General features: G+C 48.8%; 25 protein-coding genes and 1 pseudogene. 13 read left to right on the top strand and 13 right to left on the bottom strand.

All coding sequences use genetic code 11. The features are described 5' to 3' along the window. Positions 1–4: 4 nt before the first annotated feature. The 6 genes from FDP13_RS18755 to FDP13_RS18780 are packed head-to-tail and all read left to right on the top strand — an operon-like array spanning position 5 to position 4378. Positions 5–373 carry a type II secretion system protein GspI gene (locus FDP13_RS18755; protein ID WP_143840120.1) on the top strand — a complete coding sequence of 123 codons (369 nt, stop codon included), beginning with the start codon at positions 5–7 and terminating at the stop codon, positions 371–373. Then, on the top strand, positions 370–915 hold the full coding sequence (locus FDP13_RS18760; RefSeq protein WP_143840121.1) for a type II secretion system protein GspJ: 546 nt from the start codon (positions 370–372) through the stop codon (positions 913–915). The genes FDP13_RS18755 and FDP13_RS18760 overlap by 4 nt, the downstream gene beginning before the upstream one ends. Then, positions 912–1823, top strand: a complete 912-nt coding sequence (locus FDP13_RS18765; protein WP_143840122.1) for a type II secretion system protein GspK — start codon at positions 912–914, stop codon at positions 1821–1823. Before FDP13_RS18760 ends, FDP13_RS18765 begins: the two co-directional genes overlap by 4 nt. Continuing rightward, entirely contained in the window at positions 1813–2988 is a 1176-nt protein-coding gene (gene gspL, locus FDP13_RS18770) for a type II secretion system protein GspL (protein WP_143840123.1), read from the top strand. The genes FDP13_RS18765 and gspL overlap by 11 nt, the downstream gene beginning before the upstream one ends. Continuing rightward, positions 2985–3446 carry a type II secretion system protein GspM gene (gene gspM / locus FDP13_RS18775; RefSeq protein ID WP_143840124.1) on the top strand — a complete coding sequence of 154 codons (462 nt, stop codon included), beginning with the start codon at positions 2985–2987 and terminating at the stop codon, positions 3444–3446. The genes gspL and gspM overlap by 4 nt, the downstream gene beginning before the upstream one ends. Positions 3447–3457: 11 nt before the next feature. Then, the gene (locus FDP13_RS18780; protein ID WP_143840125.1) at positions 3458–4378 is read left to right on the top strand and encodes a pectate lyase; all 921 of its coding nucleotides are present in this window, start codon (positions 3458–3460) and stop codon (positions 4376–4378) included. Positions 4379–4526: 148 nt separating this feature from the next. Here the strand turns inward: FDP13_RS18780 and FDP13_RS18785 are convergent, their stop codons facing one another. Together FDP13_RS18785 and gspS are read right to left on the bottom strand one after the other, a co-directional pair. Then, on the bottom strand, positions 4527–5300 hold the full coding sequence (locus FDP13_RS18785) for a hypothetical protein (RefSeq protein ID WP_143840126.1): 774 nt from the start codon (positions 5298–5300) through the stop codon (positions 4527–4529). Positions 5301–5566: 266 nt separating this feature from the next. After that, positions 5567–5950: a type II secretion system pilot lipoprotein GspS gene (gene gspS / locus FDP13_RS18790; RefSeq protein WP_234424438.1), complete on the bottom strand. Its 384-nt coding sequence runs from the start codon at positions 5948–5950 to the stop codon at positions 5567–5569. A gap of 1096 nt (positions 5951–7046) precedes the next feature. Between gspS and abiEi the strand changes: the two genes are divergently transcribed. Both abiEi and FDP13_RS18800 read left to right on the top strand, forming a co-directional pair. Next, positions 7047–7592, top strand: a complete 546-nt coding sequence (abiEi, locus tag FDP13_RS18795; RefSeq protein WP_143840128.1) for a type IV toxin-antitoxin system AbiEi family antitoxin — start codon at positions 7047–7049, stop codon at positions 7590–7592. Next, complete coding sequence (locus FDP13_RS18800) at positions 7576–8493, top strand: nucleotidyl transferase AbiEii/AbiGii toxin family protein (RefSeq protein WP_143840129.1); 918 nt, start codon at positions 7576–7578, stop codon at positions 8491–8493. Before abiEi ends, FDP13_RS18800 begins: the two co-directional genes overlap by 17 nt. A 238-nt stretch (positions 8494–8731) precedes the next feature. Here FDP13_RS18800 and FDP13_RS18805 read toward each other — a convergent pair whose 3' ends face one another. The 6 genes and pseudogenes from FDP13_RS18805 to FDP13_RS18830 all read right to left on the bottom strand — a co-directional run bounded on the left by FDP13_RS18805 (position 8732) and on the right by FDP13_RS18830 (position 12946). Beyond that, positions 8732–9325: a hypothetical protein gene (locus FDP13_RS18805; protein WP_143840130.1), complete on the bottom strand. Its 594-nt coding sequence runs from the start codon at positions 9323–9325 to the stop codon at positions 8732–8734. A 241-nt stretch (positions 9326–9566) separates the two neighbouring features. After that, positions 9567–11888 (bottom strand): primase-helicase zinc-binding domain-containing protein, encoded by a 2322-nt coding sequence (locus tag FDP13_RS18810; protein WP_143840131.1) that lies wholly within the window; start codon positions 11886–11888, stop codon positions 9567–9569. Positions 11889–11898: 10 nt separating this feature from the next. Next, positions 11899–12111 (bottom strand): hypothetical protein, encoded by a 213-nt coding sequence (locus FDP13_RS18815; protein ID WP_143840141.1) that lies wholly within the window; start codon positions 12109–12111, stop codon positions 11899–11901. Continuing rightward, positions 12104–12301: a host cell division inhibitor Icd-like protein gene (locus FDP13_RS18820; RefSeq protein WP_038921792.1), complete on the bottom strand. Its 198-nt coding sequence runs from the start codon at positions 12299–12301 to the stop codon at positions 12104–12106. Before FDP13_RS18820 ends, FDP13_RS18815 begins: the two co-directional genes overlap by 8 nt. Positions 12302–12339: 38 nt before the next feature. Further along, positions 12340–12648: pseudogene (locus tag FDP13_RS18825) on the bottom strand (ash family protein); the annotation flags it as partial. A 37-nt stretch (positions 12649–12685) separates the two neighbouring features. Beyond that, positions 12686–12946, bottom strand: coding sequence for an AlpA family transcriptional regulator (locus FDP13_RS18830; RefSeq protein WP_143840132.1), 261 nt, complete (start codon positions 12944–12946; stop codon positions 12686–12688). A gap of 542 nt (positions 12947–13488) precedes the next feature. On the opposite strand from FDP13_RS18830, the gene FDP13_RS18835 reads away from it, so the two are divergent. Continuing rightward, a complete protein-coding gene (locus FDP13_RS18835) occupies positions 13489–14253 on the top strand; it encodes a capsid size determination protein (RefSeq protein WP_143840133.1) in 765 nt (254 codons plus the stop codon). A gap of 516 nt (positions 14254–14769) precedes the next feature. Here FDP13_RS18835 and FDP13_RS18840 read toward each other — a convergent pair. From FDP13_RS18840 to FDP13_RS18860, 5 genes are all read right to left on the bottom strand, one after another. After that, complete coding sequence (locus FDP13_RS18840) at positions 14770–15612, bottom strand: DUF4435 domain-containing protein (protein WP_199886356.1); 843 nt, start codon at positions 15610–15612, stop codon at positions 14770–14772. A gap of 2 nt (positions 15613–15614) precedes the next feature. Next, complete coding sequence (locus tag FDP13_RS18845; RefSeq protein WP_143840135.1) at positions 15615–16211, bottom strand: AAA family ATPase; 597 nt, start codon at positions 16209–16211, stop codon at positions 15615–15617. Beyond that, positions 16169–16945 carry a hypothetical protein gene (locus tag FDP13_RS18850; RefSeq protein WP_143840136.1) on the bottom strand — a complete coding sequence of 259 codons (777 nt, stop codon included), beginning with the start codon at positions 16943–16945 and terminating at the stop codon, positions 16169–16171. The genes FDP13_RS18845 and FDP13_RS18850 overlap by 43 nt, the downstream gene beginning before the upstream one ends. Positions 16946–16956: 11 nt before the next feature. Continuing rightward, positions 16957–18147 (bottom strand): integrase domain-containing protein, encoded by a 1191-nt coding sequence (locus tag FDP13_RS18855; protein ID WP_143840142.1) that lies wholly within the window; start codon positions 18145–18147, stop codon positions 16957–16959. A gap of 808 nt (positions 18148–18955) precedes the next feature. After that, positions 18956–19210 (bottom strand): helix-turn-helix transcriptional regulator, encoded by a 255-nt coding sequence (locus FDP13_RS18860; RefSeq protein WP_019846185.1) that lies wholly within the window; start codon positions 19208–19210, stop codon positions 18956–18958. Positions 19211–19821: 611 nt separating this feature from the next. On the opposite strand from FDP13_RS18860, the gene FDP13_RS18865 reads away from it, so the two are divergent. The 4 genes from FDP13_RS18865 to FDP13_RS18880 form a co-directional block, all read left to right on the top strand. Beyond that, positions 19822–20340 (top strand): Hcp family type VI secretion system effector, encoded by a 519-nt coding sequence (locus FDP13_RS18865; protein ID WP_012768188.1) that lies wholly within the window; start codon positions 19822–19824, stop codon positions 20338–20340. A 113-nt stretch (positions 20341–20453) separates the two neighbouring features. Next, complete coding sequence (tssI, locus tag FDP13_RS18870) at positions 20454–22316, top strand: type VI secretion system tip protein TssI/VgrG (protein WP_143840137.1); 1863 nt, start codon at positions 20454–20456, stop codon at positions 22314–22316. Between the two features lie 77 nt (positions 22317–22393). After that, on the top strand, positions 22394–22834 hold the full coding sequence (locus FDP13_RS18875; RefSeq protein ID WP_143840143.1) for a DcrB-related protein: 441 nt from the start codon (positions 22394–22396) through the stop codon (positions 22832–22834). 17 nt (positions 22835–22851) lie between these two features. Further along, positions 22852–23315 (top strand): PAAR domain-containing protein (locus FDP13_RS18880; RefSeq protein ID WP_199886357.1); only part of this gene is annotated, 464 nt, incomplete at its 3' end.

The following is a 23315-nucleotide window of genomic DNA, read 5'->3' on the forward strand; positions in this document are numbered from 1 at the left end:
CCTTATGACTAATAATAAAAAAGTCAGAGGGATAATTTTGCTGGAAGTATTAATCGCTGTGTTTATTCTGGCGCTGTGCGGCAGCGCTATTCTTCGCGTTGTTTCTCAGCAGATGGCGATGACTGCGTACACCCAGGAGGCGATTATCGCAGGCTGGGTCGCAGATAATATTCTGGTTCTCTCCCGCCTGACGCCGTTATCCGCCGGCGGCGAGCAAGCGTCGGGCAGTAGCGTGATGGGCAATGAACGCTGGCGCTGGGAATTGGGCTACACGCAGGACGTCGCGCCGTCAGGCATGAGGCTGCTGCAGGTCAGGGTCTTTAATGCCACGCAGTCGCAGCCGCTAGTCCAGCTCAGTATTGCGCCGCCATGAAACAGACCCAGAGAGGATTTTCGCTTTTAGAGGTGCTGCTTTCCGTCGCCGTTGCCTCGGTACTGCTGGTGAGCGCACTCTTTATACTGCGAGAGCTGACTAGCGGAAGCCAGCGTTTACGCCTCCGGCAGCAGCATATCACTATGCTGGTGGCGGGCGTGCAGCAGATGCATCAGGACCTTTCTAACCTCGTCCCATTTAAACGGGCGGGCGGGAACATATTGCTGTTTACTGAGCCGCTGGACGGGAGCCAGTTGAGTGGGCTGGCATTCAGTAGCGGCCTGCTTTCTCAACGGACATCGACCATGCGGATCGCGTGGCGCTTGCAGGACGGCGTGATTTACCGACAAACATCGCTCGCTCCCCGCTGGCAAGCGATTCTGACCGGCGTGCAGAGCTGGCGTCTGCGTTTTTACCAGCAGGGCAGTTGGCAAAACGAGACCGGTTGGCAGTCTTTGCCGCCCAGCGCCATTGAATTCACCGTAACCCTTAGCGATTTGGGAACGTATCAGCGGCTGATTTTGCTAAGGGGCGTACCATGACGCGTGCTGATGACCAAAAAGGCATTATCCTGCTGATGGTGATGCTGGTGGTGTTGATCGGTATGCTTTTACTGGCGGGAGTGATGCAGAATAGCCTGCTTGTGCATTATTCGCTGCGTCACCATCGCCAACAGATGAACCAGCGCTGGGCGTTGTTGAGTGCAGAGTCGGTAATAGCGCAAAGCCTGCGCGCGCAGTTGGCTCAGCATCATAGCCAGCTTATTACCGGTGCGCTTGCCGCAACGGGCGCCACGCAAGACAGTAGCGGTCAGGCGATCCGCTATCAGGTAAAAGATTTATCGGGCTGTTTTAATCTCAACTGGCTGCTGATTGAGGCGAAGAAATTTGACCGCATCGGCGTTCGTAAAAATATAGCCCGCGACTGGATCGATGCCGTATTAGCAAAGCAGGGTTTTTCGCCCCTTCCATCGCAGGATGTGCTCAAAACCAGGCTAAACGGCGCGGAATTTAGCGATATCAGCCAGTTGAGCCAGCTTCCGTTGCCGGCGGCGGAAAGGGCTTTCTTGCAGCGGATAAGCTGTGTGTGGCCAATTTTTTCACTGTCGGAAACGTCTGACGTATTTAAAATCAACATCAATGCGATAACCCGTGAGACGCTGCCGCTGTTGGCCGAGGTGCTGCATATTACCGATAAACAGGCGCCGCTTGAGTCGTTATTACGGAGCCGGCCTGCTACAGGGTGGCGTGGGGTAAAGGAACTGCCGCCGGCTTTAGCACACGATAATCGCTACCTTAATTTTGGCAGCCACCACTACCTCTTAACCCTGACCCTCTCCTCTGACGGCCATAACCTCGGCCTTGCGACCTTGCTCTATTTTTATCAAGGCCAGGCGTTGGTGTACCGCCGCCGCTATTTTATTGATTCTGGTGAGCGTGATGTTCTTTAAGCAAAAGAAAACGGCTCGGTTGTCGATCCTGTTGCCGTCTTCTCCGCGTGGAAGAGTACGATGGTGGTGGTGCTCTGCCGACAGTGGTGAGCCGATTCATCGGGGAGAGGCCGGCAGCCTGGCGGAATTAACGCTGCCTGCCGCCGCCCGGCGAGAGGATGACGCCATTTTATGGATCCCTGCCGAGCAGAGCGTGCTGGAAACGGTTAGCGTCACGGGAAACGTCGCGCTATCGGCCGCACAACTGGCGCTGCTGATTGAAGATAAGCTGGGGCAGCCTGCTACTGACTTTCACTGGTGGCGGATTGATCGCAGCAGTCGGTTGATATTCGGCTGTTCGTGCGCGTGGCTATCGGCGGTATGGGATGAGGTGCAAACAGCAGGGCTTAACGTGAAGCAGATTCTGCCTGAATGGTTGAGCCTGCCTGATGCCCCCATCGTTTTAGCGTGGGCAGAACCGCGTTGGTTGCTGCGTTTTAGCAAGGGGGCTGGATACTGGCTGCCTGCGGTGTCGGTTCAGACGTTGCTGCCTCATATTGCCGCGCCGGAATCGGTATCGCTCTACGGTCCGCCTCCGGTGGAGGCCGTGTGCTGGGCGGCGCAACATCCGGCCTTGTCGGATGCCCAGCGTCTTGCACCACCTGAACGTGTCGATGTTAATCTGTTGCGCGGCCTGCCAGGTTCTCTGCACATTACGCATATACGGTCATGGCACCGCTATATCGCGGCCATCAGCCTGGCGCTGTTGGCCGCGGCGATACTTGCGCTGGCGAGCGGGTTGGGAATAGTGGGCTATCAAATACAGCGTGACACGGCATTTTTGCAGGCGTTTTATGCTCATCAGCCTATCGGCGACGCCGGTGCTTCGTTACCGGTGCTGGAGCGATTAATCCGCGATCGTCAACAGCAGCTCGTGGTGAGTGGTGAGAGCAACTTCTTTGATCGGTTGGCCGATTATTTACCCCTGAGCCAACGATTCCACGACCCAGTGATTACCCGCCTGCAATTCGATGCGTCGCAGCGTCAACTTCGGATTGATGTTCTCCTGCCGGAAACAGAAGTCAGAAATCTCATTCATACGGCTCCTGCCAACGTGAGTGTGGTTGTTCATGAGGCCCAGGCCGAAAAAATTCACGTCACCCTCGTCATAAGGCGGTTGCAGTGAATGCGGTCTCGTACGCATGGCGCGCGTTCACCCGGGCCCAGCGGCGCTGGCTGGCTGCAATGGGGGCCATCGTCATTCTTCTCTCGGCTCTATTGGTGCACGTTGGCGAAAAATCCGCACAGTTGCATCAAGCCAGCGTCTGGGTCGCACAGCAGCAGGATTTCACCGTATGGCTTGCAGCCAGACCCGACAAAAAGACGCTTGCGTTGCCGTTGCAGGAAGCCCTCCGGCGCTCTGCGCCGCCAGCCGATCTCGCCGCCGCATTTCAGTACCACCCGCGAGAGGCGGTGCTCGCATCTGCTGTGGTGGTCCATTTCGATGCGTTGTTTGTCTGGCTTAGTGATCTTCAACAGCAGTATGGCATCAGCGTGGTTCAACTGGACGCGGTGCCGGCGAACGAACCCGGCGACATTCGCCTGATGCATGTGGTGTTACATTCTTCAACCCCGACTGAATAAGCGAGGCTACGATGCGAAAGAACACGGTTATATCTGCGATGGATACCGTTTTTTCACGGCGGCATTTACTTAAGCTTGCTGTGTTGCTGCCCGTATTTCCCTACGCCAGAACGGCCCAGTCTGATAGTGGTGTAACCGGGTATGCCAGGATGAAACAGGTGAGCGGAGGGGGAGTGGGAGGCCAAATTGTCTATGTTGACAACGTCAACGCGCTGGCTTTTCATCTTGCCGGCCCGGAGCATAAAAATATTGTTATCACCAGCACGCTGAATACACCTGATAAGCACATTATCTTACTGGGGTCGAATAAAACCTTAGTCGGCCGCAATCCAGCAATTACGCTTAATAATATTTACCTGATCGCCGACAATAACGTGGGGAACGTCATCATCAAGAATCTGACTTTCCTGCATGATAAGAAAATTAACGGCAATAACGATATTCAACTGAGGGTCAGCTCGGGTGAAGGTTACTGGTTGGATCATTGTAACTTCGTGGGGCATGAGTGGTCGGTTAATGATGGCGCGGAAGATAAGCATATCTATTTTGGAGAGGACGCTGATTTCATTACTATTTCCTACTGTGTTTTTGCCAATCATCGATACGGTTGTATTTTCGGTTATCCTGTTGATGGCAACAGTAGATTTAAAGGCAAGCCCCGAATCACTATCTGCAATAATTACTACTACAACCTCTATGTTCGCGCGCCTGGGTTATTTCGTTATGGTGAATTTAATGTTTTTAATAATATGATAAAAGGATTCCATTTAGGTTTCACCGTTGACGGCGACGCGCGCGTGTATTCATCCAATAATGGTTTTTATACGGCGCTTGAGAGTTTTTCTGTTGTGGATTACAAACGGGGATATCTGCACAGCCAGAATGATAGTATTAACGGCCAAAACATTATTAACAAGACCTGGGGGACATAGCGTTGCCTATAACCGGCACACCTGGCGGCGTGATTCTCTTGCGCCAGTCAGCCAGCGAAATTATACAAACAGTGCCGGAATTTCCCCGACATTGCCGGGAAAATTCCGGGTGTCGCTGACGGAAAACTGTCGTGTATTTTTGTTAAACTTATCGTGGACGAGGGGGGATCGTGTTGTATCGATTGTTGATCCAGTTACCCTCCAACTTTGCCAGTTCCACTTCTGCTTCGGCAACATCCCATGCTGCCTGCCTGGCAACAAGCTTGTCTGCTTCTGCTTCTGCTTGTCTTTGCAGGTTGTCTAATATTGTGGCTACTTTATAACAACGCGTAGTTGACCGCGGACCGTATGGACATTGCGTTTTATATCTTGAGGCTAACTCCTTAGCATTCCGTTCGCTCGTAGCGGCGGCAACAATTTTATCAACCAGTATGTTTTTATACATTTCTACAGTTCGAACTCTACTGTCAAGAGTGAGTCTGTTATAGCCTCTAATTTTGTTGGCTTGGTGCTGTTCAATATCGAAATAGAACGTTAGAAATGAGGTGCCTAACCAATGACATGTTGTTGAAGAAGCAACAACGGAACCCGCTTTGGTGGCGGCCAGCATAAGATTAGCCGCACTGAGTGCGTCGGTAGGCGGGCTCCATGACCTGAAGGCAGAAGCGGCACTTGCACCACAGATGGTTCCAAAAATATTGGCGCCATCTGCTATAGTCAGCGGGCCGCGGCCTCTTTCGATATAAGACAGCACAGCATTTAACATACCCCAGCCAGCCCAGGTCCCTCCGGCAACTAATCCAAATATCATATTGTTCCATTGCGCTTGGCTAAGAGCAGCATAAGACGGATTTATGCTTCCCAGGCTGATAACAATCGGTAAACACAGCATATTCAGTAATCGCTTCTTTAAGATCATCATAATCACCTTATTTAATCGGTCACCTACGTGATCGCCAGCGTTGTTATTTCAAGTACAGTACTTCCTGAAAACTCATACTCGCTTGCGATGGATTCTGGCCTGAAAATATTCCTGCCAGCCGTTGGCTGGTCCAATTCGTTCCCAACGAATTTTTCAGGCTCTTGCTGCGTGACAAGGCTCGAATGAGCTTTGCCATAAAGGGCCAACGCGTTGCGTTGTTCAACACGCCAGCCGGTTGTCCTGCAACTCGCATTATTTTGGGTATATTACGTGCCAAAACCCTGCTTTATAATTTCCTGAAGGTTTCTGGTCAGCACGCCACAACCTTTGCTATCACGATAATTTTCAACAAGAATAGTGTAACTTTCCCGGCTGAAACGGGTAATGTTATCTTTTTCGTCCTGGTCAAAGGCCGTACCCCATTTGCGGCTGGCAAGTATCACTACGCTGTTGATAATGTTTTCCTCCGTACCTAAATGTTGGTAGCCGCACTGCTGCTTTAAATAAGTAAGCCCGGCGATAGTAGAAGACATGTTTTCGATATTTTCCGGTGTATGGGGGTTTCCATGTGTTTTTTGATTAGGTGTTTTTGCTATACATCCAGACAGAAAAAACGCCAGCGCCACGGTTACATTAATCTTTATCTTCACGCTTGATCTCTTCATTATCAAAATCATCTGCTGTATGAAATTTAAGAAACATCTTTATTACAATACCTTACTGGTGATAAATAGGATTACGCTGTTTTTTGTTGACGCCAGTAATGTGTCACTCACTTAAAGCACTAATTTTTTCAAAGGCATGTTTATTTTTTAATGCATGTTTAAAATATTAAATTAAAAGTGAATTATGTCTTTTTATGCCTAATTATATTCACGAATTATTGCATGTTAACCCATTCATTTAACAACGCTACCGCTCTTGGGTAGTCACCCAAAATTTATTTATTACATTTCCTCTTTTAATTTTTATTGAACTAAATTTACAATTGTTGGCTTTGGTTTACATAAGAGTTGTCTTAATAAAACCTCTGCTTTTGTTGCAAATTTAATTGGTACTGTTACAAACAATCATTACAAATAACGTAACATCGCATTGAATACGCAACCCTCAATTTTATCGTAAAGCTTATTGTTCTCTCTCTGTTTTTATCAAATTACCCCGTGATTGTTTAGCTTTGAATTCGCCTGAATGAAATGTAATTTATTGTTTTTATATTATTTGATTGTTGTTGTCTGGCGGGCGATTCAACGAGGTGTTTTTCGTCAGTGATAAACCATACTGCAATAGCAGAACACCCTAGTTAGGGGACGGAAATACTTAACCACTTCAATTCTTTATTTCTGTATCAGTAAGCTTCTTTGTGAGTTTTACCCTTTTGGAGACTCTTTCATGTGGGTCCCAAAAAGGGTGCCATAACGAGTAGAGCTTCTAGCAAATCTCAGTAGATTTCTGTAGAGCTGGGGGAATCTGAATTTTCAACGTAATATTATGATATTAATCATATAAATATGAATTCAGACTTTGTGTGTATACCTAAACGTATACCAATGTTGAAAAGTGATGGGGCGTTTTTGTCTGAGGCTTGCCTTGTCAGGCAACGTCTTTTCATCACCTTCTTCCACGCCATTTTCATAAGTGCACGCGAATATCACTTTTTGGTGATTTTCGTGTGTACTTGACTGAGTGAGATTATTCAAGTATACGTGAATAACATAATTATGTGGTTTTCATGTGGACTTGTGAATGGACAGAATCACGGCTATTGAACGTTTAAACGCATTCGATAAGCAAGGGCGCTATGTTTTCACTTCCCGCGATTTAGCCAAAATTTTTCATGAAGATCGCCCCAGAGCGTTTAATGCCGGGCTAAATCGACTAGTGAAAGATGACATTCTGACCCGTGCGATTCGCGGGGTGTACGTCTATAACCATGCCAAAAGCAAAGACGCCTATACGCTTGAGCGCATCGTGTTAGCGCTGCGACGTGGCGAGTATAACTATCTCAGCCTTGAATCAGCGCTGTCTGAGTATGGCGTCATTTCTCAAATCCCGATTGGCCGGATCACGGTAATGACAACAGGACGTTCAGAAGAACATAAAACGCCTTTCGGTGTGATCGAATTTACCCATACCAAGAGGTCGCCTGAGCAGATTTTGCAGGATACCTATTTTGGTAATTCCCCATTACGGCAAGCGACTAAACAAACCGCGGTGAGGGATTTACGCCGTGTCGGACGTAACACCCATCTGATCGACGAATCGGAGCTATACCATGAATCAGAAAGTTAACTTTGCCGAGCTGGTCAGCAAAGCGATGGAATCGGCCGAGCCTGAAGGTCTTCGTAACGTGGTGGAAAAGGAGCTTTTGCACTATGACATTCTTTACTGTCTGGATAGTGCGGGTTTACTGGAACAACTTACTTTCCAGGGGGGAACCTCGTTAAGGTTGTGTCACGGCGGAAATCGGTTCAGCGAGGATTTGGATTTTGCCGGGGGGATCGCGTTTTCCGGTGCAGACCTGAAGAACATGAAAACCTGTATTGAAGAGTATTTAGGGGGGCGCTACGGCCTTGAAGTAAACGTAAAAGAACCCCATGAGTTACGTCATGAGCCCGGTTATGAGGAAGTGCGTATCGATAAATGGCAAGTGTCTGTTACCACGGCACCGGAAAAACGTGATATGCCAAGGCAGCGAGTCAAGATTGAGATCGCCAATATTCCAGCCTACACAAGAACGCCGATGGCATTAAAACGTAACTATGATGTTTTACCGGATGGTTATTCCGATACATTGGTTATGTGTGAAACACTGAATGAAGTAATGTGCGACAAACTGGTTTCTCTTGTCGCCACCACAAAATATATCCGCTACCGTGACGTTTGGGACTTACCGTGGTTAATCCAGCAGAACGCAACCTATGATCTCGACCTGATCCGCAAGAAAATACAGGACTACCGAATCCCAAATTATGCTGATCTATTGGCACAGCGGATACAGAGCATTGAGCAGATTGTCGGGGATGGTCGCTTTAGCGCGGAAATGCGGCGATTCCTGCCACAAGCGGTATTTGACAGAACACTGGGGCGTGAGGCATTTAGCCAATATTTGAGTGGTGAGTTAAAAACACTCTTGAGCACGTTACAGCAGGAGTTAAAAGGGCAGGGAGGGAAAGCACCTTTCATCATGTGAACATCCATGCCCAAATAAAAAGATTCTTCGAAAAACTGTTCACCCTCTTCACTCGATAGTTTTGTTATTTATAATCAATGCATTAATGGGTGATGAGTAACTCAGAAAGTGACGGTGACTCATCACTCTCTCCTGACAAGCTAAGAGGCTAAAGACTGCGACTATTAGTGAGAACAATAAAATGAGTGGGATGGTGATAATATAGTAGAAATTTTTAACGTCCCTGTTAAGTGAGTTATCAATCCTCCCAATGGGCTTCAATGAACTGTATTTCTTTATTAACTCTAACTTCTTGTTTTTCTTTATTTCCCGAAAAGAAAAATTCTTTCCCTGACGTAAGATCAAGTACTGAATATTCAAAACCCTGATCGCCAATTGCCCTTTCCATTAAAAAGCAAATGAAATTAGCTCTCTCTTGAGTCATTTTCTCGCTATTGCTAAAATGTAGTTTTACTAATTTTGATTTTCCTTGTAGGTTTACGTTTAATTCAGAGTTGCATGATATATCTGTTTTTGCATAGTGATAGTATCTTTTTGGGGCAGGGAATCCGGTAATGTTCTTTCCTGATTGCCACTCATTAAATACGTTGATTATTTTTTCAAAATATATCTTTTTTGAAGAGTTTTTTTCTTTTCTGCATAAATCATAGAGTTCTGATATATGTCCTTTCTTTACTATTAATCTTTTTATTGCGTCTCTTATTTTCTTATAAAAATCCTTACCCGGATGATAATCTGGTCTATTTGCTATGGATTTTATTTTGTTGATCTTTGTTTGAGGTGAGGTATTAACAGCAATTGATGAAAACTCAGCAACACCTAGTGATGGCATAGTATTTCTCCGTATTGTCATTGTTATGAGGGAAAATATCACTGGTTAATCATTTGGACAATGATTTGTTAAGGGTGGGTGGTTGGTGATTATTTTATTATTATTTAATATTCAGCTAATATATCAATCATGATATAACTTTTACTTATAATCTTGAGATTAATTATATTCTAAGTTTTTTGGTGAAAAAGTATTCACGGCAAAACCGGCCGAAGCCGGCTGTGCCGCTGTCTATGAGGGATCAAGCCCTGTCACATTTGGGCAGCCAATCGGTGTCTGACTCGTCTTTCAGTTCAAGGTTGGTTTGTACACCTTGTTTGGTTCTGCCCTTGAGGTAGGTCAGCCCATATTCCGACATGATGTTAGGTAGCACTTTGCCAAAAGCCGTCAGGCTGATGGGCTTTTGATGGCCGTGCGACTCCATAAATGACAGATAGGCGTGGTACAGGTATTTACGGGGATTACGGGGCGTGATGTTGGCGTTTCCCATATACAGCCCGGTGGAGCTACTGTGTGCCCGTAGGTAGCCACAAAAATCAACCAATGGATCGGCCTGACGTTTGATTTCCAGCGCTTCGGTGGAATGTTGTTGTGCCTGTAGCAATGTCCGTGCATCGTTGGGGTCGGCAAAGCGTTTCATCAGGTGACGCACCATCACGGCCAGTTCCGCCTGGATTTTCTCTTTCAGCTTGGGGTCGCGTTCGCTGGCCGGAATGGGCTCGCTGAAGTGAATAATCACCCGGCGGCGAGACACGCCGCCGCTGCGGTCGCTAAAGCGCATCGGGGTGTTGTTGACGGCCAGAATCACTGCCGGAATGCGGGTGGAATAGGCATCACGGTATTTCGGGTCCACCATCACCGCATCGCCGCCGGTAATGGCTTTGATACCGGCACCATCACCGCTCCATTTCTCCTGATCAGGCAGTACGATGAATGAAAAACCAATAAGTGACGCGCGCTCACGGGAAGATTCAATGGTGTTGATGGTCGCCGCCGTGGTGTTGTCCTCGCCGGCCAGCATAGTGGCAATCTCGGCCAGAATACTTTTCCCGCTGCCGCCGGGGCCGGTCACTTCAAGGAACAGTTGCCAGTCGTAGCAGTTTGCCAGCACCATAAACAGCGCGGCCAAAATACGCGCCTGTTTATCTTCGTTGTGCCCTGCCGCACGGGTCAGCCAGCGCCAGAAGTGCGGGGCATTGTCGGCAAGGTTTTCTCCTTCCTTAAACGGCGTGTAGTCCACGTCATTAACGGTATGCAACCCGTGCTCCCTGCAGTGTGGCTTAAACTCCCCGCTGACGGTATCAAACACGCCGTTACGAAAGCCGATTAACCGGCGTTGCGGCTTGGCCTGCATGGGGATAATCAGTTTCAGGGTGTCTAACACGCTGCCAATGCTGGATGCGGTAAAGGGAGCCTGTATCTTCTGAAACAGCGCGGCGATATCCCGGCTTAACAAGCGGTAGGGTAAGGCTTTCCATGCACCGTTTTGATACTGGAAGAAGGTTTCCCCAAAAGCATCAATAGCCAGCGTGTCGCGGTAATGGTCGCGTATCTTCTCCGCTTTCTCACTGGCGCTCATGGCCTTGAATTCGGCCTCGCCCAGCGACTCAAACGGGCTGGCCTTTTCCGGCTGGATAAACTCAGTCAGGTAGTGCCGTGTGACGTCTGCGCCTTCACGGCGGTACACATCGTTCCAGTCACCAAATACCGGCGGCAGAGCGACACGGCCATGTACAGCAGAAGCGGCCTGACCGGCTTTGGACTGGCCGGTGCCGTTCTCGTCCCGGTCAGCGGCGATCAGCAAGGTCGCCGCCGGGTGGCGTGTTTTCAGTTCACGCGCAAGGGATGGCAGGTTGTTAGCGCTGAGTGCGACATACACAGTATCACCGGTTAGCCGATGCAGTGTTAACCCGGTGGCATAGCCTTCAGACAGCCAGATAATGGTGGTCTGTTTGCCACTGAAGCAGTAAAACGTGCCTTTAACCTGCCCGCCTTTCAGCGTGCGTTTGTCGCCCTGTGCATTAATCAACTGGATGTTTACCACCTCGCCATCGTGCGTGGTTAGAGGCACCATTACATCACCGGGCTGATAGACGATGCCGCCCACGCGCAGCGGTTTGCCCTGTAGGGTGAGTACGTCCACGTCCGGCCAGCCTTTGGCGCTCAGGTAGGCATTGCCGGACTGTGTAACCGTTTCTTTGATTTTGGCCTGTGCCTGAACTGCCGCCCGTTGTCGGGCGGCGTCGTTATCATCGTCGGAAGTTGATGCTGCCGGGCTATCCGGCAGCGCCCCCAGCAACGCGTCCACTTTCAGGGCGGCGTCGGTTGGCGTCAGGTTCAGGGCTTTCTCAACCAGATTCAGTCCGTCACCCGCGCCACACTGGTTACAGAACCATGTGCCGCGCTCCTCTTTGTTATCGAAGCGGAAACGGTCTTTGCCACCGCATATCGGGCAGGCGCTATGCCGCCCGGCTGCGTCAATAGAAATCCCCAGCAGGGGGAGGAGTTGCGGCCAGTGGCTGCTGGCGCGTTTCACGGCCTGTGTCACGGTAGGTTGTGCCATGTGTTGCCCTTCAGTGCAGTGTGGAGTCGGTCTGGTCGGGGTCGTTCAGGTCGTCGATAGCGTCGGGCCTATCCAGCGTGACCGAGAGCACTTCTAAGCGTTCGGCCAGCACAAACAACAGCACTTCTTTTGCCATCGGGTTATCCAGCTCAATCACGGCATAGGTCAGGGCGCGGCACTGGTCGGTAATTTCTTCCGCGGTCAGGGGGGTGACATCAAACATGGCGGGTACCCCGCAGCGGCAGGCGGCCAGCAAACGACAACACGTAGTCACGTGCCAGCAAACGGCGGGCACTGATTTCATCCGGGGCGATAACGGCTTCACGGTGCGGTAAGGCGCGTAATTCCGCGCGGCGTACGGCCAGAAACAGAAAGGTAAATTGCGGGTGTGACGGGATTGGGGTGGCAGCCATGTGGCAGTCTCCGTTGAGTAGCTAAAACTGCTACCACCAGAAACGCCAATTTCAAGGGTGGTAGCCCAGACGGGGTTGGCGTAACCGGCCTCAACGAACACCGGCCAGCCCGAAGGCTGCCCCGCCTGAGCCACCATAATCTGAATGCTGTAACGGCATAAAGTGTGCCGCACATTGTGCAGGTGTGCTAAGGCTGCGACGTAAAAAAAGACGCATGGCGCGTCTGGTGTCGCCGTTGAGTTATTCAGGACGCCAATCCCGGCTGTCGATTTTGCGACAGCGATGGAACTATAACGCCAAGAAGCCCCGGCAGGCAAGCCGGGGAAGGGGATAAATTGCGTACTCATAACAGACTCAGCAGTTGGTCAGCACGTCGCCAGTGGATCATGCGTGGTCCTCCTGTTTGCGGGCGGCGATACGTTCAGCTACCCAGTAATGAATTTCGGACTCAACCCATGCGACGTTCTTCCCACCCAGCGGAACACGGGCGGGAAAGGCGTTGCGGCTGCTCAGTTCGTACAGTGTCGATCGGGAAATACCGGTAACGTGCAGCACTTCCGGCAGGCGCATTAAGCGCTCTCTGGCTGGAATCTGTGACATAGGAGGCACAGTGGGAAGGGGAGCTTGGGGTGTGGTTGACAACATAGGGCGCTACCTCGTTAATGTCCGTCCGGCTCTGGCCGGATGGCGCTGGATTTCTCTGGTAGCTCGCTATTATGTGAATATTTTCAGGGGTGGCAACAAGGGGAAAAAGGAGATTGATGGACAAAAAGCGGTCGGGAACTACCGTCAATTCTCAACGTTGCCCAATATTTGCCAATATAAGGCAATATTATACATTCGATAAATATCAAATTACTTGTGGCTATTTATATGGACTGAATTGATAGTAAAAAACATCTGAAAATCGCTCGCCAGAAAAAAGCGTCAACAATTCAGGTGGACAGTATGAACACCGGGTGATGAGTGTTATATCCACTCTTCATCCCTTTATTTGTTGATTTATCTGTTTTTTCTCTCAGGTGAAGAGTAGTGAACAGTTTTATAAAAGTGTGGCGGTTGATAGAGGGAGGCAACCTGTCATAAACCCGGTCTTGTGTGGGAATGGGCACAATCGGCCCAGATAGCGGCGTTGTGTGGTGAATTGCACCATAGCAGCCAGATGATAACCCATACGGAGAACGACCATGAGCCAGACAACGCCACAAAGCAATAATCCGGTTGATATCTCGGATGTTCTGAAAAAAATGACTGACACTTACCTGAAGAAGCGAGAAGCACACCTCGCTAACGCCAGTGAACTGGATAACATCACGACGGCGATGATGCGAGCCAACGCGCAGCAGGCCGCTACCAAAGCAGAAAATCAGCTTTCTGATACCGAATGGCGCACCCGTTTTCTTAAAGCGCGTGGGGAAATGACGGAGGAACTGAAGGCCCAGCAGTTACAGCGTCTGGCACAGCGTGAACTGGCGAACGAATATGATGGGTTGCTGGCGCAGTTGGAAATCGACCAGCTCCGGCAGCAGGCAACGTGCCATGCATCGGCCAAAGCGTGCTGTAATGCACATGCCAGCGCGCTGCGTGATTACGCCGAGTGGGAATTAAGCCAGGCGTTAGACCGCATCAGTACAGCACTGATTCGGGCCATCACGTTAAAGCGGCACATGCTGGGTATCACCACGTCTGAATTTACCGAAGGACTTTCCTATCAAAAACCCGATAAAGTGGTCATGGAACAGGTGGTCAACTGCCTGATAGCCAAGTCGAATAACTATCGCTTTGAAATGGACAACGAGCCAGTCTTGTCCGTGCTGGGGCTTGATTCACCTTCGTTGCCGCATGCAGATTTTCCCCCCGTGGCAAATCCGATCGGCCGAATGAATTTTTTCCGCGACTTGAAAGAAAAAGAGGCTGCGTTAACAACGCGTGGGCACAATACTGCGAATTGAATTAATTAGCAGTATTATCATTTCATTGGTTTTAATATCAGCATATCGCCCGCCATCGCGCGGGCTTTTTTTTGAGACTTTTTCTCTGGCTAGCGATTTTTTGATCGTGCATGTGTACAGTGCATGAATTTGCATGTGAAACTTACCTCTCAATTAGCCCTGTCGCGCCAGTATTGGCAAGGCCTGAGCGCCTCCATGCAACTGCATGAAAACTGCTACATAAAGCGGGCAGGCGTGGCGGGGGCACAATTGCGCGTGAATGGTTTAATGTATTCCCTGACTTGAAATCTCACATCAAGTGTGTTGGTTGCGCTCAGTCAATCCACTTATCCTCATGAAATAATTTATTTAAAAATTATTTTCTGTGTCATTTTTGTCATTAAGTTATTATACCTAAACTTAATTTATAAATAGTCATGCTATAACTTATTTTCCAATTATTGGTAAAATCATTGAGTATGATTGTTCTGTGATATGTCTTTTTAACTTGGCATATCACAGGGTGATTATAACATTTTAGTATAAAATACTTTTTGATATATCTTGTAAGTCTCCTAAATAACATTTATTAGATATTCTATTTTTGAAGTTTAAATTGCTTATTTTAGTGTTGACAATACTTTTCATACGCGTAATTATTAATGGCAGAAGATAGTCTTTTCCAGATATGTATTTTTTTATTCTCATGTCATCTTTTATATTAAGCATTATTTTCTCTTTCTCTTCTTTTAATTCATCTGTTGATATTTTATCTAAAACGGCTCTATCGAGATCTGATATTCTTCTTTTTACTTTTTCTGGGTCTAATTCACCTCTATTATTGTTTACTAATTTACTTACTTGATAGTTAACATTAGTAAAATGTGGGGCGTGTTTTTTCACAATCGAGTATGTAATGAATAAATCAAATAGTAATTTCTCGTTTGCTCTTTCCCATCCTTCAAAATCTAGAAGTCCATAAAGCTCATCATGCTCTTTCTCTGGGTCTTCTTCAACTAGTATGTCTATTATTGATCTTTCACAAATAAATAGATTCTCTATGCAATAATATGGAAGAGTATATAAACCGTCTTGACATACTCTAATGCCGCTTAAGAGATCTATATCACCATCAACTATATAAATTCTTGGCCTGTTTCTTTTGTTCTCATCGTTCTCCCAAGAGCATAAAACAGCACTTTTACCGCCAAGAGGAAATATGTCATTGATCAGGAAATTCTCACCGAGTAAACGGCTTAAAATGCATTTGTAAATTTTTCGATATCCAATAGCAGTATCTTCAATATAAATGTCAATAGTGTTTCTTTCTTCGAAAAAAACTGATTTTGCTTTTTTTGCAGCTAATCTCCGCTCTAACATAATTACGCTCCAACTCGTAAGCATTTTTCTGTTAGATCACCGACAATATCAGGCGAGTGGGTGGCTAAAATAAATTGAGTTTCAGGGTTTATAGATATAATTTCTTCTGAGAATCGCTCTTGCCATCTTAAATGCAAAGATATCTCAGGCTCATCAATAATTATAACTCTGCTTAAGTTTGTATATTTGTTTAGAATTACATTTGCAATTAAAACCAATAACTGTCGTTCTCCTGACGACAGAATATCAATATTGCATTTTTTACCATCATCTCTTATAACAGTAAGTCGTCCAACGGCATTAACTTCAATTTTTTTTCTTGAGTCGATCAAAAATGAATTAATTGATTTTAGGAAGTTGTTAATGGGTTTGGACATTTTTTCTGTTTTCTCGTTATATTCATCTATAACCTCCAATATGTCAGAAATTCTGTCTATATGAGCTTTGTTAAGCAACCATTCAACGTTCAGACCATCGTTTTTTAATGTATTAAATAATTCTTCTAGCTGGTCAAAAAAACTTTCAATGTCAACTATTAATGATTTATCATTGCTTCCTATTTTTTTACCGCATCTGTTATTTCCTCGCGTCTTTTTAATATATTTTTCTTATCTTGCCAGTTAAGTTTATTCTCGTTTATATCTATGTCAGAAAATGATGAAAATTTAAATGAAGATTTAAGTATTCTGTCTCTTAAATATACGGATTGTTTATCTTCAAATTCTCTTATTTTTCTATACTGCTCTTGTAATATCATTTGAACAGATAGAAGAGCCTCAGCTAAACTTCCTGTTATAGCTAAATTTTTCCTACTCATCATTTTTCTATGTGTGTATAAGTCCTTCCGGTTTAAAATGCCTAGATCAGTATCATATAGCTCAGATTCTAATCCATAAGATTTTCTATCTAATCCTAAAAACACTGGGGGTATTGTTGCTCTTATTTTTTTGTATGTTTTTTTTGTTAGTAGTTCTCTTTCAATATGAGAATAAAACTCGTCATTATATTCTGATGTAATGTATTCCTCTTTGTTTATTATTGGTATTTCCAGTGGCTCATTTTCATCACCATGTATTATTTTTAGCAAGATCTTATCTTTCGATGATGTTATTCTTTGTTTTTTCATTTTGTCTTCATAGGTTAAATCTAGACTTTCAAATGGAATCGATGTTAGTTCTCTAAGATCTAAAGTGAATAGTGACTGAATCAATTTAATTGCTGTGCTTTTACCTGAACCATTGGCACCAACGATAAATGATATATCTTTATTAAAGTCGATATTGAAGTTGAGGTATCCATAGACGTTTAATGCAGTGAATTTTAATAGTCTCATCAGTTTTCCTTTCAGATTTTTTTAACTAAATGCCCCCACCATTCCATCAACTCTATACGCTGTTCAAAGTAAGTAGAGCGGTTATAAGCCCGTCTAACCTCATTCTTATCACAATGCGCTAACGCCGCTTCAATCACATCAGGATTAAAACCGGTTTCATTCATGGCGGTGCTGGCTATTGAGCGTAAACCATGAGCAACCAGTTTTCCACCGTAGCCGATGCGTTTTAGTGCTGCGTTGGCAGTCTGGCTGTTCATCGGCTTTTTAGGATCGTTACGGCTGGGGAAAACATACTCCCGGTTGCCGCTGATAGGGTGCATGATGTCGAGAAGTTCCAGTGCCTGTTCGCTGAGCGGCACAATATGATCGCGCTTAGCTTTCATTCTTTCAGCCGGGATGCTCCACGTTTTTTTCTCGATATCGATCTCAGCCCATGCTGTGGCGGAGGCTTCAGCCGGGCGAATAAGTGTCAGTAATTGCCATTCCAGCAAGCAGCGGGTAGGAATGGAGAGGTTAGACATCGCAATGGTGCGCATCAGCGCGGGTAGCTCTTCTGGCCGAATGGTCGGCATATGCTGTTTTTTGGGGCGTTCAAAGGCCATACCAATGCCGGAGGCGGGGTTAGCATCAATCAGCCCGGTGTTAACCGCGTAAACCATAATTTCGTTGATGCGTTGTACTAACCGCCTGACGGTTTCCAGTGCGCCACGGGCTTTAATCGGCTCCAGCGCCTGTATCAGTGTGCGGGCTTTGATTTGTTGCACGGGGATATTTTCAATCGCCGGGAGCACGTCTTTTTCCAGTGACCGCCAAATGTTTTTGGCGTGGTCGGTGCTAACTGTGGTCTGTTTCAGCGTGAACCAGCTACGCGCAACATTAATGAAAAGGCTTTCTACGGCGATTTGCGCTTCTTCGATTTCCTTAGCCATTTTTTCCTGTGGATCTATCCCCTTGGCTAACAACGACAGTTTTTCGTCTCTCATGGCGCGGGCATCGGCTAATGACAATGCCGGGTAAGCGCCAAAACCAATCATGGTACGTTGGCCTGTGGTTGGTTTCTGGTAACGGAACCGCCACAGTTTTTTCCCGGTGATTTTGACTAAGAGGAATAGCCCGTTGCCGTCATGCAGTGTCAGGTCTTTGTCTGCCGCTTTGGCTTTTTGCACTTCGGTATGGGTGAGGGGGCGGGTTGTCCGTGCCATTGGGAGATATCCTTGATGATTGGTATACGCCTTTTGGTATATATCGTACCGTATACCAATACGTATACCAATAATCAGCGGATTTAGCCGGATATCGTCGGATAATGACGGAAACAAAAAAGCCCGCAAACCTAGGTTGGATGCGGGCTTTAAGGACTTTCCCGGACGTATCCGGATATGTAAGTGGTGGGCTGGGGTCTCTGTAGTTCATGGTGTATTTAATTGATTATAAATATTTTTATTTTTATTTTTTCTGGTTGAGGGTTCAATAAAGGAACCATAAAACGAAGCGCTATAACCATATGGGCACCGACCTGTATAAGCATGGGTTGATTTTTTCTGACAACGTAGTCACACACATATATTTATACGGCTTTGTGAGCCCTGATAAACATCCGTACTCTCTGGCCTCATTAATGCCATGGCCTGCTGTGGCCGAGCTATTTGCCAGGTTGACAGAGAGTCGGTTCTACCTGTCAGTACATCAATGCGTTGGACTTCTTATAAATCAGTTTGTTACTGAACCCTATACTCTGTCTTCTGGTTTACCAATGCCCAGGCTGTAGTCCCCCTCTGATTCTGTCCGCGATAATGTTAAGCGATTGGTGGGAGGCGTGACCACACAGGTAGCTTTATCGCCTATGTGAAGGTAGAGAAGGTAGAGGTAATCCCCCTAGCACGGCAGCTAGCTATAGCCGCATAGTGTTCCTACTTCTGGGAAGTGCTAAAAATGTGGGGATTACCGTGTACCTCTGGTGGGTTTTTCATAACCATTAAATTGCTATAGCAGTTTTTCCCTGGTGTGGAATCAAGAATTTCTAATTTTCTTTTCCAGTTTATTTCCTTCGTCATCAAAGTATCGACTGGGCCAGATTTCGGCGGGTTCCACACCGAGTGCATCGGCAATCAGTTTTTCGCCTTTCGGCCAAGAGCGTGTGAGTGCGTTAGCGAGAGTAGAGGAGCTCAGTCCTGCTTGTCGGGACAAAGCAGCCAGTGTGGTGTGTTTTTTACGAAGGCCTGCAATGATATCGGCGTTATGCCAGTCCTGCTTATTCATCGTCATAGGATTAACCCTGAGTCTACTGCTGGTGGCGATTCAGACAGGGTTTGCAGTACCGGCCATGTTTCCAAGTTCCGGCGAGGACGAATCCTCCCCTGCCTGAACCGCCATAACGGACGTACTCAGGCACACCAGCATATGAACGCTGATGGGAAACATGGTTTGGGGCTGCAAATCCCCGCCAATGGATTTTGCCAAAGGCCTAAGCAAGATAAGTGAAAAATGCGCTGTAATAAAGAGATTTGAGTGCCTTCTGTTATTTTAATAATTATTAGCTGGATTAATAATTGGCGTTTTTTTAACTGTCGTTCTGAATTAATCGCTGTGACCTTTCAAGGATATTCCTCTCTAAAATATTAAGTAAAAATATCAGAATAAATGCGAAGCACAGGCAATTTCTTGCTCAGATTGCAGAACAATCCGACTGCTCAGGCAGGTTTTGCAAATGATCGTCATCGTTTCGAGGGTGTCTGAGCAATTTTTTGCTCAAATTTGACTTAGGGAAAATGACGATATTATTTTTCCCTTTAAAAACAATTAAATAAAAACTGGCACAGTCATTGCTTTGTAAACAGTGAAGTCACACTAACCGTTCAACAACAAGGAGCAAGACTATGCCAACTCCATGCTATATCAGCATCGAAGGGAAAACTCAGGGCAACATCACCGCCGGTGCCTTCACCTCCGACTCCGTCGGTAACATCTACGTGCAGGGCCACGAAGACGAGATGCTGGTGCAGGAATTCAAACACATCGTCACCGTCCCGACCGACCCGCAGTCCGGTCAGCCAGCCGGTCAGCGCGTGCACAAACCGTTCAAGTTCACCGTCGCGCTGAACAAGGCCGTGCCGCTGCTGTATAACGCGCTGGCCTCCGGTGAAATGCTGCCGACCGTGACCCTGAAGTGGTACCGCACCTCCGTCGAAGGCAAGCAGGAGCATTTCTTCACCACCACCCTGACCGACGCCACCATCGTCGACATCAACAACCAGATGCCGCACTGCCAGGACCCGTCCAAGCAGGATTACACCCAGCTGATCGAAGTGTCGCTGGCCTACCGCAAGGTGGACTGGGAGCACACCGTCGCCGGCACCTCCGGCTCCGACGACTGGCGCGCGCCGATCGAAGCGTAATTCACGCCGTCACCCGGACTTCGGTCCGGGTGTTGTCATTGTCAGCCTGCCCTGAGCGATGAAAGGGGTCATCGCTGAGGGCGGACGCAGACAGGGAATAAGGAGAAAGTCAGGTGGCCAACAGTACCGGATTGCAGTTTACCGTGAAGGTCGGCGCGTTGCCGGACACCACCTTCGCGGTGGTGGATTTTGAGCTGAGCGAGGCGCTGAACCAGCCGTTTGCGCTGTCGCTCAATCTGGCCAGCAGCCAGCCCGGCATCGACTTCGGCGCGGTGCTGGACCAGCCATGTGAGCTGCTGGTGTGGTATGAAGGCGAACTGCAGCGCCGGGTCAGCGGCATCGTCAGCCGCTTTGCCCAGGGCGACACCGGCTTTCGCCGCACCCGCTACCAGGCCGAGGTGCGCCCGGCGCTGTGGCGGCTGGGGCTGCGCACCAACGCCCGCATCTTCCAGACCCAAAAACCGGACGCGATTATCGGCACCCTGCTGGAAGAAGCCGGGATCACCGATTTTGCCTTTGCCCTGCGCCATGACCACGCAGTACGTGAATACTGCGTGCAGTACCGTGAAAGCGACCTGGCGTTCATCAACCGGCTGGCGGCAGAAGAAGGGCTGTTCTATTTCCACGAGTTTGAAGCCGGTAAGCACCGGGTGGTGTTTGCCGATGACGCCGGTGCACTGACCAAAGGCCCGGAACTGTTCTTCAATCTCGCTACGCAGGGGTTGACCGAAGGCGCGTATGTGCGCCGTTTCCGCTACGCCGAAGCGGTCAGTACCGCCGAGGTGGCGCTGAAGGATTACAGCTTCAAAACGCCGGCCTACGGGCTGCTGCATAACAGGATGAGCAGCGAGCTGGCGCACCAGCGCGAGTCCTACCAGCACTTTGATTATCCCGGCCGCTTCAAGCAGGACCCGAGCGGCAAGGCGTTTACCGGCTACCGGCTGGACGCGCTGCGTGCCGGGGCGATGACCGGCAGCGGCGAATCCAACGCCGCTGAACTACAGCCGGGTGGCACCTTTACCCTGACCGAGCACCCGAACCCGGCATTCAACCTGGCCTGGCAGGTGGTGGCGGTGACCCACAGCGGCCAGCAGCCGCAGGCGCTGGAAGAGGAAAGTGGCGGCGAGCCGACCACCATTAGCAACAGTTTCGAGGTGGTGAAGGCCACCACCACCTGGCGGGCGGCCATGCCGTACAAGCCGATGGTGGACGGCCCGCAGATTGCCACTGTGGTCGGCCCGGCGGGCGAAGAGATTTACTGCGACGAATTTGGCCGGGTAAAGCTGCAGTTCCCGTGGGACCGCTACGGTGCCAGCGATGACCAGAGCTCCTGCTGGGTGCGCGTCAGTCAGGGCTGGGCCGGCGGGCAGTACGGATTAATCGCCATTCCGCGCATCGGCCATGAAGTGGTGGTGAGTTTTCTGGAGGGCGACCCCGACCAGCCGATAGTGACCGGTCGCACCTTTCACGCCACCAACCCGTCGCCGTATCCGCTGCCGGCCAGCAAGACCCGCACCTCGCTGCGCACCAGTACCCACAAGGGGGCCGGGTTCAACGAGCTGCGCTTCGAAGACCAGGCCGGGCAGGAAGAGGTGTTTATCCACGCCCAGAAGGACATGAACACCGTGGTGCTCAATAACCGCAGTACAGGGGTGGGCGTCGATCACGCAGAAAACGTCGGGCGGGATCAGGTGAGTGTTGTGGGGCGCCATCAGGTACTGAAAATCGTCGAAAATCAGGCAACCGATATTCAGGGGGCGCAGAAAGTTGCGATAGGGGCGGGCCGTGAAACGGACGTGACGGGCAACGATAAATTGACGGTGACGGGAGACATCACGATCACCTCGACCGGTGGTGATATCACGCTGTCAACTGCAGGGGGCGGGTCACTGACCATTTTCAAGAACGGCAATATTCAGATCAAGGGTGTGCACATCGATGTGATCGGCAGTGATCGTATTGATTTGAATAAATAATCAGCAGGTTGTCCGCTATGCCTATTGACATGGCGGCTACCGATTATGGCATCCCATCATTATTCGAGGCTTTTATTTTGACGACTCAATCTCCCGCCCACTGTGCCTTTACCGAGGGCTGTATCACACTGCCTGACGGCTACAAGGATCGTACGGTAAATGCATTTGTACCCGGAAAAGAAGGCGACGCTGCCATTACGGTTACCCGCGACACGTTCAATGAGGGGGAGTCGCTAAACGACTATATCGATCGGCAACTGGCACTGATGTCGCAGCATCTCAAGGGGTGGAAAACACAGCCGCGTGAGGCGATCTGGCTGGGTCAGCAGGTGCTGGAAGGTGAAAGTGTCCAGGCAAGTTATCTCCGCGATGGTCAGCGTATCTGGCAGCAGCAGGCGGTATTTGCGCTGGATAGCGCACACATTCTTGTTTTCACCCTGTCGAAAACCGCCGTGTTATCTGATGTCGATGCATCCCGGTTCAACGCCCTGCTGGGGAGCTTTACGTTTAACCAGTAACGATAAGGAACATTGTTATGTTTGAAGCGGCGCGCGTTGGGGATGGGATTGGGCACTCGGGGGCTTTGGCGGGCATGATTGCCGGCACCATTGTCGGTGGGCTGATTGCGGCCGTTGGGGGCATTGCTGCCGGCGCGTTGTTTATGGCGGGGATTGCCTCCTCCTGCCTGGGGGTTGGCGTGTTATTGGTTGGCCTCAGTTTTGCGGTTGGCTGGGGGACCGGCGTGCTGGCAGAAAAAGCACGCGACAGCATAGCGGAGTCCGGTGCCAGCAGCATGTCGAAGGCAGGCACGCTCCTCACCGGTTCCCCGAATGTGTTTATTAATAGTCTGGCCGCGGTTATCGCCACCCAGAGTATGGCGGCCTGTAATAAAGATGGCCCTTCCATGCAGGTCGCTCAGGGTTCTTCCGGGGTATTCATCAACGGCCAGCCTGCATCCCGCCTTGGCGATAAAATCAACTGTGGTGCTTCCATCACAGA

Origin of the sequence: Dickeya sp. ws52 (assembly GCF_007210685.1) — a bacterium.
GTDB lineage: Bacteria > Pseudomonadota > Gammaproteobacteria > Enterobacterales > Enterobacteriaceae > Dickeya > Dickeya chrysanthemi.

What these genes read in the sequence shown, in the direction of transcription:
- FDP13_RS18755 (WP_143840120.1), top strand. Translation starts at nt 5, where the DNA reads ATGACTAATAATAAAAAAGTCAGAGGGATAATTTTGCTGGAAGTATTA.
- FDP13_RS18760 (WP_143840121.1), top strand. Translation starts at nt 370, where the DNA reads ATGAAACAGACCCAGAGAGGATTTTCGCTTTTAGAGGTGCTGCTTTCC.
- FDP13_RS18765 (WP_143840122.1), top strand. Translation starts at nt 912, where the DNA reads ATGACGCGTGCTGATGACCAAAAAGGCATTATCCTGCTGATGGTGATG.
- gspL (WP_143840123.1), top strand. Translation starts at nt 1,813, where the DNA reads ATGTTCTTTAAGCAAAAGAAAACGGCTCGGTTGTCGATCCTGTTGCCG.
- FDP13_RS18780 (WP_143840125.1), top strand. Translation starts at nt 3,458, where the DNA reads ATGCGAAAGAACACGGTTATATCTGCGATGGATACCGTTTTTTCACGG.
- FDP13_RS18785 (WP_143840126.1), bottom strand. Translation starts at nt 5,300, where the DNA reads ATGATGATCTTAAAGAAGCGATTACTGAATATGCTGTGTTTACCGATT.
- abiEi (WP_143840128.1), top strand. Translation starts at nt 7,047, where the DNA reads ATGGACAGAATCACGGCTATTGAACGTTTAAACGCATTCGATAAGCAA.
- FDP13_RS18800 (WP_143840129.1), top strand. Translation starts at nt 7,576, where the DNA reads ATGAATCAGAAAGTTAACTTTGCCGAGCTGGTCAGCAAAGCGATGGAA.
- FDP13_RS18805 (WP_143840130.1), bottom strand. Translation starts at nt 9,325, where the DNA reads ATGCCATCACTAGGTGTTGCTGAGTTTTCATCAATTGCTGTTAATACC.
- FDP13_RS18810 (WP_143840131.1), bottom strand. Translation starts at nt 11,888, where the DNA reads ATGGCACAACCTACCGTGACACAGGCCGTGAAACGCGCCAGCAGCCAC.
- FDP13_RS18815 (WP_143840141.1), bottom strand. Translation starts at nt 12,111, where the DNA reads ATGTTTGATGTCACCCCCCTGACCGCGGAAGAAATTACCGACCAGTGC.
- FDP13_RS18820 (WP_038921792.1), bottom strand. Translation starts at nt 12,301, where the DNA reads ATGGCTGCCACCCCAATCCCGTCACACCCGCAATTTACCTTTCTGTTT.
- FDP13_RS18830 (WP_143840132.1), bottom strand. Translation starts at nt 12,946, where the DNA reads ATGTTGTCAACCACACCCCAAGCTCCCCTTCCCACTGTGCCTCCTATG.
- FDP13_RS18835 (WP_143840133.1), top strand. Translation starts at nt 13,489, where the DNA reads ATGAGCCAGACAACGCCACAAAGCAATAATCCGGTTGATATCTCGGAT.
- FDP13_RS18840 (WP_199886356.1), bottom strand. Translation starts at nt 15,612, where the DNA reads ATGTTAGAGCGGAGATTAGCTGCAAAAAAAGCAAAATCAGTTTTTTTC.
- FDP13_RS18850 (WP_143840136.1), bottom strand. Translation starts at nt 16,945, where the DNA reads ATGAGACTATTAAAATTCACTGCATTAAACGTCTATGGATACCTCAAC.
- FDP13_RS18855 (WP_143840142.1), bottom strand. Translation starts at nt 18,147, where the DNA reads ATGGCACGGACAACCCGCCCCCTCACCCATACCGAAGTGCAAAAAGCC.
- FDP13_RS18860 (WP_019846185.1), bottom strand. Translation starts at nt 19,210, where the DNA reads ATGACGATGAATAAGCAGGACTGGCATAACGCCGATATCATTGCAGGC.
- FDP13_RS18865 (WP_012768188.1), top strand. Translation starts at nt 19,822, where the DNA reads ATGCCAACTCCATGCTATATCAGCATCGAAGGGAAAACTCAGGGCAAC.